The sequence below is a fragment of the Schaalia canis genome (assembly GCF_003858455.1).
GTDB classification, from domain to species: domain Bacteria; phylum Actinomycetota; class Actinomycetes; order Actinomycetales; family Actinomycetaceae; genus Pauljensenia; species Pauljensenia canis.
In genome coordinates, this window is sequence record NZ_RQZF01000008.1 from 57273 (window position 1) to 70870 (window position 13598).

Annotated in this window: 11 protein-coding genes; 4 read left to right on the forward strand and 7 right to left on the reverse strand. The window is 58.2% G+C overall.

All coding sequences use genetic code 11. The annotated features are described in order from the left end of the window. Positions 1 to 2 precede the first annotated feature (2 nt). Positions 3 to 3221, forward strand: coding sequence for an AAA family ATPase (locus EII11_RS07770; RefSeq protein ID WP_124871108.1), 3219 nt, complete (start codon positions 3 to 5; stop codon positions 3219 to 3221). On the opposite strand, the gene EII11_RS07775 is transcribed toward EII11_RS07770, so the two are convergent. The 3 genes from EII11_RS07775 to EII11_RS07785 are packed head-to-tail and all read right to left on the reverse strand — an operon-like array spanning position 3218 to position 6000. After that, on the reverse strand, positions 3218 to 3676 hold the full coding sequence (locus EII11_RS07775; RefSeq protein ID WP_124871111.1) for a DUF6912 family protein: 459 nt from the start codon (positions 3674 to 3676) through the stop codon (positions 3218 to 3220). The two genes, EII11_RS07770 and EII11_RS07775, sit on opposite strands and share 4 nt — an antisense overlap. 36 nt (positions 3677 to 3712) lie before the next feature. After that, positions 3713 to 5374: a CpaE/TadZ family protein gene (locus EII11_RS07780; RefSeq protein ID WP_124871114.1), complete on the reverse strand. Its 1662-nt coding sequence runs from the start codon at positions 5372 to 5374 to the stop codon at positions 3713 to 3715. After that, positions 5371 to 6000 (reverse strand): hypothetical protein, encoded by a 630-nt coding sequence (locus EII11_RS07785; protein WP_124871118.1) that lies wholly within the window; start codon positions 5998 to 6000, stop codon positions 5371 to 5373. Before EII11_RS07785 ends, EII11_RS07780 begins: the two co-directional genes overlap by 4 nt. A gap of 146 nt (positions 6001 to 6146) precedes the next feature. Here EII11_RS07785 and EII11_RS07790 point away from each other — a divergent pair, with 146 nt between their 5' ends. Beyond that, positions 6147 to 6359 carry a helix-turn-helix domain-containing protein gene (locus EII11_RS07790; protein ID WP_124871121.1) on the forward strand — a complete coding sequence of 71 codons (213 nt, stop codon included), beginning with the start codon at positions 6147 to 6149 and terminating at the stop codon, positions 6357 to 6359. 72 nt (positions 6360 to 6431) lie between these two features. On the opposite strand, the gene EII11_RS07795 is transcribed toward EII11_RS07790, so the two are convergent. Beyond that, entirely contained in the window at positions 6432 to 6989 is a 558-nt protein-coding gene (locus tag EII11_RS07795) for a hypothetical protein (RefSeq protein ID WP_124871124.1), read from the reverse strand. 117 nt (positions 6990 to 7106) lie between these two features. On the opposite strand from EII11_RS07795, the gene EII11_RS07800 reads away from it, so the two are divergent. Both EII11_RS07800 and EII11_RS07805 read left to right on the forward strand, forming a co-directional pair. Next, positions 7107 to 8306, forward strand: a complete 1200-nt coding sequence (locus EII11_RS07800) for a LysM peptidoglycan-binding domain-containing protein (RefSeq protein WP_124871127.1) — start codon at positions 7107 to 7109, stop codon at positions 8304 to 8306. A 9-nt stretch (positions 8307 to 8315) separates the two neighbouring features. Then, positions 8316 to 8867 carry an Rv3235 family protein gene (locus tag EII11_RS07805; RefSeq protein WP_124871130.1) on the forward strand — a complete coding sequence of 184 codons (552 nt, stop codon included), beginning with the start codon at positions 8316 to 8318 and terminating at the stop codon, positions 8865 to 8867. Between the two features lie 45 nt (positions 8868 to 8912). On the opposite strand, the gene secA is transcribed toward EII11_RS07805, so the two are convergent. From secA to EII11_RS07820, 3 genes are all read right to left on the reverse strand, one after another. Further along, positions 8913 to 11702, reverse strand: a complete 2790-nt coding sequence (gene secA, locus EII11_RS07810) for a preprotein translocase subunit SecA (protein WP_124871133.1) — start codon at positions 11700 to 11702, stop codon at positions 8913 to 8915. 359 nt (positions 11703 to 12061) lie between these two features. Next, a complete protein-coding gene (gene hpf, locus EII11_RS07815) occupies positions 12062 to 12712 on the reverse strand; it encodes a ribosome hibernation-promoting factor, HPF/YfiA family (RefSeq protein ID WP_124871136.1) in 651 nt (216 codons plus the stop codon). 198 nt (positions 12713 to 12910) lie between these two features. Next, a complete protein-coding gene (locus EII11_RS07820) occupies positions 12911 to 13576 on the reverse strand; it encodes a ComF family protein (RefSeq protein ID WP_124871139.1) in 666 nt (221 codons plus the stop codon). Positions 13577 to 13598 lie beyond the last annotated feature (22 nt).

Here is a 13598-nt window from a genome sequence, read left to right on the forward strand (position 1 = left end):
ATATGAAGCTCCACTATCTGCGGATTGAGGGCATGGGCCCCTTTGCACGCGCGGCGACTATTGATTTTTCTCGCTTCGACGCGTCTGGCATTTTCCTTTTGGAAGGCCCGACAGGTTCAGGAAAATCATCGATCATTGATGCCATTACCTTTGCTCTCTACGGTGATGTTGCCCGCCTTTCGGATGCGTCGAAGGATCGTCTGCGTTCCTCATACTGTGCCCCCAATGATCCCTCCCGCGTGGAGTGCGTCTTTGAAGTCATGTCGGGTTTCTATCGAGTCACTCGAACCCCGAGCTACGTCAAGCCCGGGCGTAAAACCAAGGTCAATGCGACCGTCCAGCTTGAACGAGTAACCGAGGATAAGGAAGGCGCATTTCATAGCGTTGAAACGCTATCGAGATCCCATGCTGAAGCCGACGCAGAGATTACCGCACTTGTTGGCCTCAAGAAGGAACAGTTCCTGCAGACGGTCGTTCTTCCGCAGGGAAAGTTCGCGACCTTCCTCAGTGCCCGTTCAGAGGCACGTCGTGAGATTCTCCAAGATGTTTTCGGCACACACATTTACCAAGCTCTGCAAGAACGCTTCCGTGAGGCTGCAAACGAGCAGGCTGCAGCCGTTGATGCGGCCCGGGCTGGAGTCAGCGAGGCCCGCGCCCAGCTTCACGAACTCACTGAGCTGTATCAACTCAACGCCTCCGATGAGCTCAACTCTTCCGCTGACTCCACCGCGCCTCATGCTCCCTCTGTCGAAGGTGACCTCTTTTCGATAGACGCCCCAGAAGATGATGAGACGCTGATTATGCGTCTCACGCAGCTTCTCGAACACCGCGGCGAACGCCTCAAAGAGGAGCATGAGCGACGGAAGGAAGCCCTCGCTGATGCCCGCCGCCACGAGCAACGTGCCCAGCAGGCGGCATCCGACCTCGCCACCCGCGACAGCCTCGTTCAGCGCCTTACGGAGCTTGAGGGCCAAGCTGAAGAAATCACTGCTCTACGCCAGGAGCTCACCCAGGCGCGCGAGGCCGAGATCGCCCGCCCTTTCATTGAGGATTTTGATGCCTCGTATCAGGCTCTCCGCGCCGCTCATGCGCAGGCGCGTCTTGATCTTGACCAGCTCGAAGGTCAATCCTCGCAAGATCTCCCCCTACCAGAGTCTCTTCACACGCTCTGCCTGACCTGGAGCAACACGGCACGCGGCGACGAGGAAGAAAAAACTGCTCTGCCTGTTCCTCTGAGCAACTTGCGTGCACACGCCACAGCCTGCGAAAAACTCCGCGCGCGTCTGAGCGATCTGCTCCCTGTTGAAGAAGGCCTTGCTGAACGCGAGGCCAATCTGGCAGACCTTGCGCAGCGCATCGCTGATATTGATTCCTCCCGCGAGCAAGCTGAGGTTCTTATCAGCGAATTACCCACGCGCCTCGAGCAGGCACAAAAGGATTATGCGCAGGCCCAAGGTAGCGCCCACGACCTGCCTTTGTACGAGGAAAAATTACAGTCACTGCGGCAACGCTACGAGCACGCGCGCACTGCTGAAGAGGACGAGGCCCGCATCCCTGAGGCTCAGCGAAAGGTCGATGAGGCGGCCCAGGCTGCCCAGCAGGCGGATGCTCACGCCCGCGCACTTCGCACAGCATGGATGGCGGACGCTGCCTCGGCTCTGGCCCGTGAACTCAACGATGACACCCCCTGCCCTGTTTGTGGTTCAGCCACCCACCCATCCCCCGCAACACCTCAGGTGGAAGGCGAGGCCGTCAGCCACGCTCACGTAGAGGAAGCGGACGCTGCCCGTCAGGCTGCGGATCGGGCTTTCCTGAGCCACCGTGATGCTCTCGCCCATTTGACCATGCGCCTCCAGCAGGAGCGTCTCAACGCTAATGGTTCCTGCGAAGAACTCCGTGCGGCCATTGACGCCGCAGAGGCGGATCTGCAGGTGGCCCAGCAAGCTGCTTCCGACCTTGCCTCTCTCAGCGCAAGAATCGAAGAACTCCGGGAGCAACACCAGCGAGCCCTCACGCAAAGCGTGGAGCTACGGGAGCAAGCTGCTGCGCTCACGCAGCAACGTGACCTGCTGGCTACGGGCATTGCTGCCGATCGGCAACGCTGCCATGAGGCCGCTGCTCCTTTCGCTTCATTGAGCGCTCATGATGAGGCCCTGGCGGCTCGCATTAGCGTCGTTGAGCAGGTGATATCGTCTCTGACAGAGTGGGCACACCAGAGCGAGGCATTTTCTGCATCAGCGGCACGGCTCAGCCAGGCGCTCTCCATCAAGATTCCTGCCGCTGCCTATATTGACTGTCTCGATGCGGGTATTGACCCAACTGGAGACACGGAATTGGAAGATCTCCAAAAGGTTGGACGGGCGGTGACCGAGTGCCGTGAACGCTTGCGCAGCGCAGAAGAGTTAAACGGCGTGGAAAGTCGGCTCGACGCCTACCACGCTGCCGTGGCGAGCGCTCGTGATGGCCTCAAGAATCCCGCTTTTGAGGATCTTCGAGGTGATGAAGATGTCCGCTTGGTGCATTTTTGCGAACAACTATCGGCCGCAGAGGATGCCTATACCCAGGCGCTTGCCCGTCACGAGCGCGCGGCTGCCCACGACGAGTCTGCACAGCGCGCAATCGACAGGTTCCGCCAAGCCAATGCGGCCTTTGAGGCGGCAGTACAGGCTGCTGAACCAGCTCGGCGGCTTCATGCTTTGGCTTCAGCGACAACGCCGGAGAATCTGACGCGCACTCCCCTGGCGGCCTGGGTGCTCATGGCGCGTTTTGAGGAAGTGCTTGCTGCGGCCAACCCACGCCTGTTGGCGATCTCCCAAGGCCGCTACGAGCTCATTCGTGTTGACGATGATGGCTCACAGTCTCGCAAGTCGGGCCTGGGGGTGGCAGTCGTTGATCACGACACTGAGACAACGCGTCTGCCCAGCACGCTTTCAGGTGGGGAGTCTTTCTATGTCTCGCTTTCCCTTGCTCTTGGTCTTGCTGATGTTGTCACTGGAGAAAACGGGGGCGTGGAGCTGCATACGATGTTTATCGATGAGGGCTTTGGCTCCCTTGATGCTGCGACCCTTGAGACGGTTATGGCTCAGCTTCACCGTTTACGTGATTCGGGTCGAACAGTGGGCGTGATTAGCCACGTTCACGAGATGGCAACGCTCATCCCCGATCAAATTCAGGTGCGGTGGAGCTCCAAGGAGGGATCGACGGTCAAGATCCGCGCTTAGGCAAGGGAGGCAGCTAAACCTAGTCGCTCGGAAGAGTCGAACCATTCGAGAGCGTGATCCCACAGTTCAGAAACAGCGTTGTCGGCAGCGTCCTGCTCGTCAGCGTCGATCACTGCCCTGACCGCGTCTTGGGCGTCAGCTCCGTCTGCGAGAATAGCGGCCACGTCTGCCCACGCGTATGTTGGGGGTTCAATGGTATCGGTGCCCGCCTCCTGCGTTTGCGGGGCCCGGCCGGGAATATCAACGGCGAGGACAATACGGCGTAAGGCGCCCTGCGGGGATGTATCGCGCAGGAGTGTCAGGCCATCCAAGCAGGCTTCTGTTTGGGCATCATCCTCAATCACTTCGGCTTCTTCAGGATGAGTCCCCTGCGGGATGAGGGCCATCCATGCCGTGCGAACAGGGGGGTGTTCCCCGGTGAGCTCGTGGCTGAGTACTGGAACATAGACACGCATAGGGCCAGTGTGTCATAGCTGCGCTTTTTCGCCTACTTATGACCTGTCGCGCGTCTGAGCTTTGCGTCGTTTTCTCAGGTTTTGGGCCAGTGAAAGCATCCGTGGAGCCTGGATTTTTCTGTGTCGTGCCCGGGGGCGCGTGGGAATTTGATCGCTGGAAATGGGGCGTTCTGTGTGAGCGAGTATCCGTAAAAGCCGCTGGGAAAGTTCAGCAAAGTCACGCTCTGCTGAGCCCTTGTGAGGTGCTGATATGACCGAGCGACCTTGGAGTTGTGCCTTGAGCACGAGGGGATCTTCGTAGATGAGGGAGATGTCTTCTCCGGGAAGGTAGGGCGCAAGAGCTTGGGCAATAGCTTGCGCTGGACGTGAGCCTGCTCGGTGCTCAGAGACCATATTGGCAACAATGTGCACCTGGGCTCCGGTGATGTGTGTGCGCAACCATTCCAAGGAGTATATGAGGCGGTGCAATCCTTCCGCGTCGGAGCGAGCGACGACGACAACGAGGTCGGCTGCTTGAAGAACTGCGGCGGTGGCCTCATCTCGTCCTGCGTTGAAGCGTCCAAACTCATCCAGGGGATCGAGGGTGCCCGAGGCGCAGTCAACAATGACATATTCGTTCTGTTCGCGCGCTGCCTGTAGGCATTGCGTCAGTGCTGCGGGTGATGCTTCGCGCCATCGGTGGGGCGAGCTTAGCCCTGTGAGGGTCACAATTCCCTCATCACTGACTTGTTGGGCGCTGTCGATGTGTTCTGCGTGTACTTCTCCTCGCGCGGCGTATCTAGCAATGGCAGATAGGGATGAGACGTCCGTGCTCATTCCCAGTGCGTGGGCGACTGAAGGCGAGTAGGTATCGGCGTCAATGAGGAGCACCTCCATGCGAGGCAGCGCATTTGTGTGCTGGAGGGAGGCCGCAAGGTTGATGGCAACGGTTGTACGCCCCGGAGCGCCGCTGGTTCCCCAGATGGCGATGATTTTTCCTGGGCGCTGGCGAGTGGCGGCATTGTGCAGCCAAGCGCTATCAGCGGGGGTGAGGGGGTGCTCATCCTCAACCTCGTTGCGATGGGCGGCTTGGTTGTGTTCGTGTGGATCTTGCCCATTGACCTGTGGGTCTGTGAGAGCCTCATCGCTGCTCTGGTTGCGATCAGCATCCTGGGCTGAGATGTCGGCGGACGAGGATGCCCCATCAGTGCCTGCTGGCGGGTGTTCGCTCTTGGCGTGGGAAAGGTCTAAGTTAGGGCTGCTCTGCACACTCGCATGCGCTTGTACTGTATTCGCGGCAGGTGAGCCCGGGTCATGCTGATCCGCGCTCTGTCCGCGTGCGAGGCTGAGAAGAGCGTGCGCAATTCTTTCTGGATCGAGTGCGGGAGCGAGCAGGTCGGGTTTGAGGTCCATCAGGCTTTGAGTTCCGATGGCTTCGCCTGAGGGGGTGTAGTCCTGGAGGAGGATGACTTTCATCCCCGCATCGTGGAGGCTTTGAATAAAAGGCTTGTCGCAGTCGGGGTCGTTACCGCTGAGAACACCGATCTGTGCGATACCTGCCCGCGCAGCCGCTTCCAATTCAACGAGGTCGGCGCAGCGACGGACGACCTTCAGCGTGCGCGCGTGTTCTTCTAGCTGGGCAAGTATGTGGGTGTCGGCATCGTCTGGGATACACAGGGCAATTGATACGGGGGCGTGTGGGTGTGCGGGGGTCATCATAGTCCCACCGGTACAGCAGAAAGCGTGCCGTTTCCATGGGCGCTTTCCAGAATTCCTGATATATCAGAGGAGTTGAGGCGGACTTCGATACGAAGTGAGCCTTGGCCTGCGAGGATGCCTGACTCACCGAGGACTTTCACCAGTGTTGCTTCCCCTGTGACAAGGCTGGGTTTAGGACTCTCCTTAGCGCCGATCTGTGAGCTGGGGACGAACCAGAGTTCAAGTGTGGTTCCGGGGGTCACGGTATCAGGCAGTCCGTCAGAGACGGCGATCACGATATTGCGCCGGTCTTTTAGTGCGTCGGTGGTGACAGCAGAACGGGCGATGAGTTCTCCTGCGCCGATATTGATTGCTGCCTGAGCCTTATCCGGCAGTTCACCTCCGGGGAGGTAGGCGGTGGATTCTGGTCGGGCATCGATAACGACGGTGTTGTGTGCGCCGAGGGCTTCTCCTTGTGCGATCGGGCGGGTCGCACGGTACACCGGGATGCCTGCGCGCGCTGAAGCGATGAGTTGGGTGCAGGCGATGATGGAGACAAGCAGGATAATGACTCCAATAACGAGGCGTGGATCTTTCCATACGCTTGTGGAGCGCGGTATGGAAATAGAGCGTCGATGACTAACCATTCTCACATCATTGCGCATTTTTCTTCGCAAGGAGGCTTATCCACAGGCTAATTTTTTCTCAGAAGGGACGTCTGTGGCACTTCTCAGTTATCCACAGGGAACATCATCATTTCGCGCGAACCGATGGGAAGTGGCATGATATTTCCATGAGCCCACGTTTTCTCACCCTGACCGATGTTGCTGAGATTTTGAACCTTACGCCTTCAGCGGCTCGCTCTTTGGTCAATTCTGGAGAACTTCCCGCTATCCAGGTTGGCGGAAAGAAGGCATGGCGGATCGAGGACACTGTTCTTGAGCAGTACATCCAAGATCAGTACGCAGCTACCCGGGAGCGAGTCAAGAGCGCACAGCTCGACTAATAATCCACATTCCTCCTCTTTCCACGAGCGCTGTGACCGTGCGACAGCATATCCGCACGGCCAACTCCTTCCTTACCCTTGCCAGTGACGTGCAAGGGTAATTTTTTGCACTCCCAACAGCGAGAGCGAGACGGTGACTGATGGACTCTGATCCCGCAGATCCCATGAATCCCTGCCGCCCATGACGATGTCAAAATGATCAGCGTAAGTGGCCTGCAAGCGCCCACTGTACTGACCTGCATCATGATCGATCACCAGAGCCGCGCGCCTTTCCCCGAGCCCTCGCAAAAGATGACCGATCGACACACGGTACGCCGGGGAGTCAGCGTTGGTAGTCGTTGCGCCAAGCCCCACAGCCGCCACGATGGCATGGAGGGGAATAATGTGCTGATCTCTCTCGCCTTCTAGCCGTATCCACTGAAGGGCAACGTCACCAACACGCCCCTTGAGGCGCTGACCTCCTCTCAAGGTGAGTTCTATTTCCCGATGGAGAGTGGCAAGGAGACGCTCTGCGTAGGAGACAGTCGCGCGCTCTGCGTCGAGCATTTCGATAAGCATCTCGTCATGCTCATCTCTCCGCTGTTGGTCGAAGCGGCTTTCCATATCGGCCAGAAAGAGGCTTAAATCCATAACTTCAGCCTGCCACAAAAACGCATGAACTGCACCCAGTTGACATCAAGCACTTCTTAGGCAACACTATTGACACAAACAACTGCAATGAACTGACACGATACGAGATGATTCGGCATGAGACGGAATTATTCAGACCAAAGCGAGGCAAAGACCTCAGACCTTGCGCGCGCATCGCGTGCAGGAGTCCTCGCGCTCCTGGGATGGGATCTCTTCCTTCTTGTGTCATCCGTGGGCTTAGGGGCAATAGCCGCTCACATCTGGCAGAACCTACAGGCGCGTCCCGCACCACAGCCACATGAAGGTTTTCTCCTCATCATCAGCATTGCAGGCACAGTGTTGGCCGCATGGAATCTTTTCAACGCCGCCCTCGCCCATTTGGGAAACCTACGGAGCGCCCCAGCATGGCTAACGCGAGCTTGCACAGGCTTCATTTCTCGATGGGGCACACAGCATGCACGCCGCATTCTCATGCGCTCAGGAGCTAAGCTCGCACTTGGGGTCTCTACTTTCAGCCTCGGGGTCACCCCACTTGCTTTCGCGTCAGATCTGCCATCCCCCGAGATTCCCCAGGTCGATGCACCAATGAGCGTATCTGAACCCGCTGTCTTCCCTGAGGCATCTCCTGAACCATCAGGGGCTAGCGAAGGCTCCGACGCGGCTCCCCTCCCCTCCCCACTGTCATCTTTGCCCCTGCTCCCCTCCCCACTACTTTCCTCGCCTGGGATACCCGACAGTGCCGCAGAGGCAGACCCCCTCCAAAGCGGACCGCCAATAGCACACGTGCCGGCGCCCGCGCCTTCGCCCTCGTCAGCGACCGTACCTGCACGCACTCCCACCACTGGGCCGGCCATCTCAGCGGCCTCGCCAAACCCTGTTGCACAGGATGCAAAGCAGCGTCTTGAGCACAGCGGCCGCTACGCACCAGCTTCTGCCGATACAGGTAGCGTTTACATCCACGGCCCATATGTGCGCCCCGACAGTTCTGCCGCACGCCATGAGGGACAACAGGCCGGAATAAGCGCAGCTCAGGCCCAGTACGACAGCGATCACACGGACATTACCTCCCACTCTCTCTCCACAGACATGCTTCGCACTCCCAACAGTGCAGATAGGGAGAGCTCCTCTCGCAGCCATATCGTCCGCGAAGGGGAATGCCTGTGGGATATTGCAGCCGCCCTCCTGGGGGAACAAAGCTCTGACGCGGCTATCAACGATGCCTGGCAACGTCTCTATTCGCTTAACCGCACCACTATTGGCTCAAATCCTGATCTCATCCTTCCGGGCACAGTTCTTACACTGCCCGCATCTTTCTAGGAGTCTGCTATGTCAACTGCGCTTGCTTCACGCCCATACCAACAGACCCAGACAACCCTACGACGCCTGCCCCACCAGCAGCGTCAGATGCCATCAAGGAACAGCGCCCCTGTTCGGATCCCCCGCAACCATGGCCTCTGTTTCCGATGGGACATGGCCCGCGATCTCCCTCGTGGCGATGTCGCAATTCTGCGTGAGCGCCTGCGAGATTCTCATACTTCGACAGTGTGGAACAAGAACCTTCCCGCTGCTGGAACGTGGGCGGCTAATCTCGCCCTCGGACTGGTGGAGATTCTGCAAGGCACTCGGCCACTGGCACAGGTACGCCGATGGGTGCTCCCTGAACTATACGACGAGCTTGCACTCGCTCGGGGCTGCGCCGTCGATGAAGGGGTGGCTCCCGGCACCTGCACCCTCGTCCGTTGGCGCACCTGCTCAATTAGTGAGCGCATTGTCGAAAGCTGTGTCATCGTCCAAACGCGGAGCCGTCGACGTGCCGTATCAGTCCGCATAGAAGAATATCGAGGGCGGTGGATCGCCACTGCCCTCGATATTCTCTAAAGCTCTGCTGAGTTCCTCACTCTCCAGGAGGAATACCTCGGCCCTTTACCTGCGGCCTTTCTTGGCGGCGCGGCGCTGAGCCCGATTCATCCCAGAGTCAGTGCCTGTCTCAGAAGGAGCGGAATACTGCAATCGTTCGGCGCGTTTCTCACGACCAAGATCACCCATAACTGCCCGAGCCTTCGCAGCCGCAGCACCAGCCACTCGTGAGGGAGCCTCCGTTTCTTCCTCCACCTGGGCACCACCCTGTTCAGCTGCTTGCTGCTCGGCAGCCGCAGCCTCAACTGCTTGGGCAAGCACCACATCAAACTGGCGGCTATACCCAAAGACAGCCTGGACGGATTCTTCACGAATACGCTCCATCATGATGTTGAACATCTTGGCGCCCTCATCACGATACTCCACGAGGGGATCGCGTTGGCCCATCGCGCGCAGGCCAATACCTTCCTTCAGGTAATCCATCTCGTAGAGGTGTTCGCGCCAGAGGCGGTCCACCGTTCCGATAACAACACGACGTTCCAGTGTGCGCATCGGCTCAGGGCCGAGCTGCTGCAGAGCAATGGGGTTTTGGGCCAGGCGATCTTCAGCATCTGCGTACACGGAGTGAATGTCGCCCACAAGCTCGTTGATGAGCTCCTCACGTACCAGTGACCCCTTACCGCCGTGAGCCTGCTCGACCTCCTGGTAGGTGACTGACGGCGGGTAGTAGGCGCGGAGCATGTCCCACAGCTCGTCGAGATTCCACTCGCGGGGCGACAGGTTAGCGGTCTTCTCGTCAACAAGGCCGATAATCAGTCGCTCCATGAAGCCCAGCATCTGATCTTGCAGGTCCTCACCTTCAAGCACGCGGCGGCGTTCTTCGTAAATGAGTTCACGCTGACCAGTCATCACATCGTCATACTTGAGGACGTTCTTGCGGATCTCAAAGTTGCGGCCCTCCACCTGGCTTTGAGCCGAAGCGATTGAACGCGACACGACCTTCGACTCTAGGGGCATGTCCTCAGGGTAGGCACCTGAAGCCATGATGCGCTGGGCAAGGCCTGAACTAAACAGACGCATAAGATCATCTTGCATCGACAGGTAGAAACGGGATTCACCCGGGTCTCCCTGACGTCCCGAACGGCCGCGAAGCTGGTTGTCGATACGACGCGATTCGTGACGTTCCGTTCCCAGAACGTACAGGCCACCAAGTTCACGAACCTCTTCACGTTCAGCTTGTACGGCAGCGTCGGCCTCGGCCAAAGCATCAGGCCATGCCGCGCGGTACTCTTCCGGGTTGAGCTTCGGATCAAGACCACGGTGAGCGAGGTTCGCCTGGGCAATGAACTCAGAGTTGCCGCCGAGCATAATGTCGGTGCCTCGACCAGCCATATTGGTGGCGACGGTGACAGCGCCCTTACGGCCAGCCATAGCAACAACCTGAGCTTCACGAGCGTGCTGCTTGGCGTTAAGAACCTGGTGGGGGATGCGACGCTTCTTGAGCATATCTGACACCAGCTCAGAGCTTTCCACCGACGCTGTACCAACAAGAACCGGCTGGCCAGCAGCATGGCGCTCAGCGATATCGTCAATGATCGCGTTGAGCTTGCCCTGCAAGGAGGGATAGACGAAATCAGGCTGGTCAATACGTTGAACCGGCTTATTCGTGGGAATCGGGACAACGCCGATCTTGTAGGTGGAGACGAATTCAGCAGCTTCAGTCTCTGCGGTACCCGTCATACCCGCGCGGGAGCCCTCAGGGTAAAGGCGGAAGTAGTTCTGCAGCGTGATCGAGGCAAGAGTCTGGTTTTCTGCCTTGATCTCCACCCCTTCCTTCGCCTCAATAGCCTGGTGCATACCCTCGTTGTAGCGGCGGCCCGGCAGGGAACGACCCGTGTGCTCATCAACGATGAGGACCTCACCATCAGCGATGATGTAGTCGCGATCACGATGGAAAAGTTCCTTGGCGCGAATAGCGTTGTTCAGGAAACCAATTAGTGGAGTATTGGCCGCCTCGTAGAGGTTTTCGACACCCAACTCATCTTCGACCTTGTCAATACCCGGTTCGAGAACGCCAATGGTTTTCTTCTTCTCATCAACCTCGTAATCAACGCCAGCCTCAAGGTTGCGGACGATACGAGCAAACTCGGTGTACCAGCGGTTCACGTCGCCAGTTGCCGGGCCTGAAATGATCAAAGGAGTACGGGCTTCATCAATGAGGATGGAGTCGACCTCATCGACGATGACGTAGTTATGGCCGCGCTGAACCATATCTTCAACGCGCTGGGCCATATTGTCACGCAGGTAGTCGAAGCCGAATTCATTATTGGTGCCGTAGGTAATGTCAGCGTTGTACTGCGCGCGGCGTTCGTCGGGAGATTGACCCACGAGGATACAACCCACCGAAACATCGAGGAAGTTAAAGACTCGGGCCATGAGGTCAGACTGGTACTTGGCGAGGTAGTCATTCACCGTCACAACATGCACGCCGTCACCGGTGAGGGAACGCAGGTAGGAGGGCATTGTTGCCACAAGGGTCTTGCCCTCACCGGTCTTCATTTCGGCAATATTGCCCAGGTGCAGGGCAGCAGCACCCATGACCTGCACATGGAAGGGGCGCTGACGCAGCGTACGCCATGCGGCTTCACGCACGGTAGCGAAAGCCTCCACCATCAGGTCATCAAGGGTTTCACCTTCGTTGAGGCGTTGCTTAAACTCCGCGGTTTTGGCGCGCAGCTCCTCATCGGTGAGGGCTTCGAAGTCTTCCCGAAGGGCGTCAACCTGGTGAGCAATACGGTCGAGCTTTTTCAGGGTGCGGCCTTCGCCTGCACGAAGGATCTTGTCAATGAGGGACACAGGTGCTCCTGAGATCATGGCCAAAAGCCATTACGCTTTCGGGTACGCATTGGCGCATACCCCATCTATTTTACGTTTATGCGGTGCCTTTTTCCTCATTGCCTTGCACACGTTCGCCCAGAGCGCAGGCGACGCACACCTTTTACCCCTCCCCCATGAGATACGGCATCCGGGTTATCGCCCGATGTACAGGATGGCGCTGAATGTACGTGGTCCACCACGTACATTCAGCGTTAACCCGTACATCACACACCCCGGAAGACATCCGCCACACAACGGCGCGGACACGGTTCTGGGGCCACCGCTTCTTCGCGGTGGCCCCAGAACTATGACAGCATGTCAGTGACGAATAGAGTCTTCTAGTCGTCGCAGACCTGAACGTTGAGGCGGAAGACACCATAGGTCCAGCCATGGCGGTGGTAGACCACGCACGGCTGCTTCGTGTCCTTGTCAACGAAGAGGAAGAACGGGTGTCCAACGAGTTCCATCTGATAGAGAGCCTCGTCAACACTCATTGGCTCAGCCTCATGCACCTTTTGACGGACAATGACCGGGGAATCACCCAGTTGTTCTTCACGAGCCTCTCCGACCTTGAGGTCTTCTGCTGAACGCAGATGATCGTCAACCTCGACTTCTTCGACCTCTTCGACCGGCAGATCAACTGGAATCTCTGCCAGTTCAATGTCGTCAATACCTGGGTAACGACGATGATCCTTTGCACGGTCGCGGAGTCGGCGTAGGCGCTCGAAAAGCTTTCCTGCTGCGATATCCACTGCGGCGTAACGATCGGCAGATTCGGCTTCAGCTCGAATCACTGGACCCTTCCCATAAACCGTCAGCTCAATCCGCTCGGCGGTGTCGGCTTGACGGGGGTTGCGCTGGTGAGTGAGTTCAACATCGATCCTCTGAGCGCGAGGGTAGAACTGGGTGACTTTGGAGACCTTCTCTTCGATGTACTCACGGAAGTTGGGGTGGATCTCGGCGTTACGTGCCACAACAGTGATGTCCATGATGTTCCTCCATGGGAGTAAGAGCGGGTTTTAACCCCGCGTGGTGGATCCCAAGTGCGTCATCGCCTTGGGCTGTGCGTCCGGCTACCACCTCCCATCTGCACCGGCGGGTGATGAGTTCCCGCCGACTGTGTTGTGACACACAATACTACGCTCTAGGGGTGATCCGCATCATAGATGCCTGGGATGCGAAAATTTTCATCGAGCGACGTGGCATAGCGCACCGACACCCACGATCCGAGCATTCATGACCCGACTCATTTCACGAATCGTCGCCCCTGTCGTCACCACATCATCGACCAACACGACCTCGACTTGCCGGGGCACCATCAAGCGGCACCGCATTGTTCCCGCCCGCCCTCGTCGCCGCTCGGCACCACTACGCCCAGCCTGAGTGCCCGCACCCCAACGCAAAGCACAGGCCTGGACAAGCCGAACGCGCACACCGCATCCCTCGTATATGCCCCGCGCCACCCCGTGTGCAATGACACAGGCAACCTCTCGTCCATTCCAGCGGCGTCGCCATCGTGAGGGCGCTGGCACTACCCAAATATCCTCAGCGCCGCCCATCATGCGACTTCGGCTCATACTCAGACCAAGAGTGCGCCCAGCCCGCCATAGGAAAGCATCCGTATCAGCGCGGTCACGATGTTTTGCCGCCAGAAGAATACGTCGCAAACTCCCCTCATAATCCCCCAGGGTCCACATTGGAAGGTCGTCACCGTCGCCGTCAAGAATGGCCCACCCGTCGGGAAAACGACCAGAAAGCGCTGCACACTCATCGCACAGTCCCGTATCCCATCGCCCACACCCCACGCACTGCGTCGGCAAGGTGAGGCTTTCACACGCAGCAAAAAGACTCATAGTGTCCATTCCACCAGCAGCG

What these genes read in the sequence shown, in the direction of transcription:
- EII11_RS07770 (WP_124871108.1), top strand. Translation starts at nt 3, where the DNA reads ATGAAGCTCCACTATCTGCGGATTGAGGGCATGGGCCCCTTTGCACGC.
- EII11_RS07775 (WP_124871111.1), bottom strand. Translation starts at nt 3,676, where the DNA reads ATGCGTGTCTATGTTCCAGTACTCAGCCACGAGCTCACCGGGGAACAC.
- EII11_RS07780 (WP_124871114.1), bottom strand. Translation starts at nt 5,374, where the DNA reads ATGATGACCCCCGCACACCCACACGCCCCCGTATCAATTGCCCTGTGT.
- EII11_RS07785 (WP_124871118.1), bottom strand. Translation starts at nt 6,000, where the DNA reads ATGGTTAGTCATCGACGCTCTATTTCCATACCGCGCTCCACAAGCGTA.
- EII11_RS07790 (WP_124871121.1), top strand. Translation starts at nt 6,147, where the DNA reads ATGAGCCCACGTTTTCTCACCCTGACCGATGTTGCTGAGATTTTGAAC.
- EII11_RS07795 (WP_124871124.1), bottom strand. Translation starts at nt 6,989, where the DNA reads ATGGATTTAAGCCTCTTTCTGGCCGATATGGAAAGCCGCTTCGACCAA.
- EII11_RS07800 (WP_124871127.1), top strand. Translation starts at nt 7,107, where the DNA reads ATGAGACGGAATTATTCAGACCAAAGCGAGGCAAAGACCTCAGACCTT.
- EII11_RS07805 (WP_124871130.1), top strand. Translation starts at nt 8,316, where the DNA reads ATGTCAACTGCGCTTGCTTCACGCCCATACCAACAGACCCAGACAACC.
- hpf (WP_124871136.1), bottom strand. Translation starts at nt 12,712, where the DNA reads ATGGACATCACTGTTGTGGCACGTAACGCCGAGATCCACCCCAACTTC.
- EII11_RS07820 (WP_124871139.1), bottom strand. Translation starts at nt 13,576, where the DNA reads ATGAGTCTTTTTGCTGCGTGTGAAAGCCTCACCTTGCCGACGCAGTGC.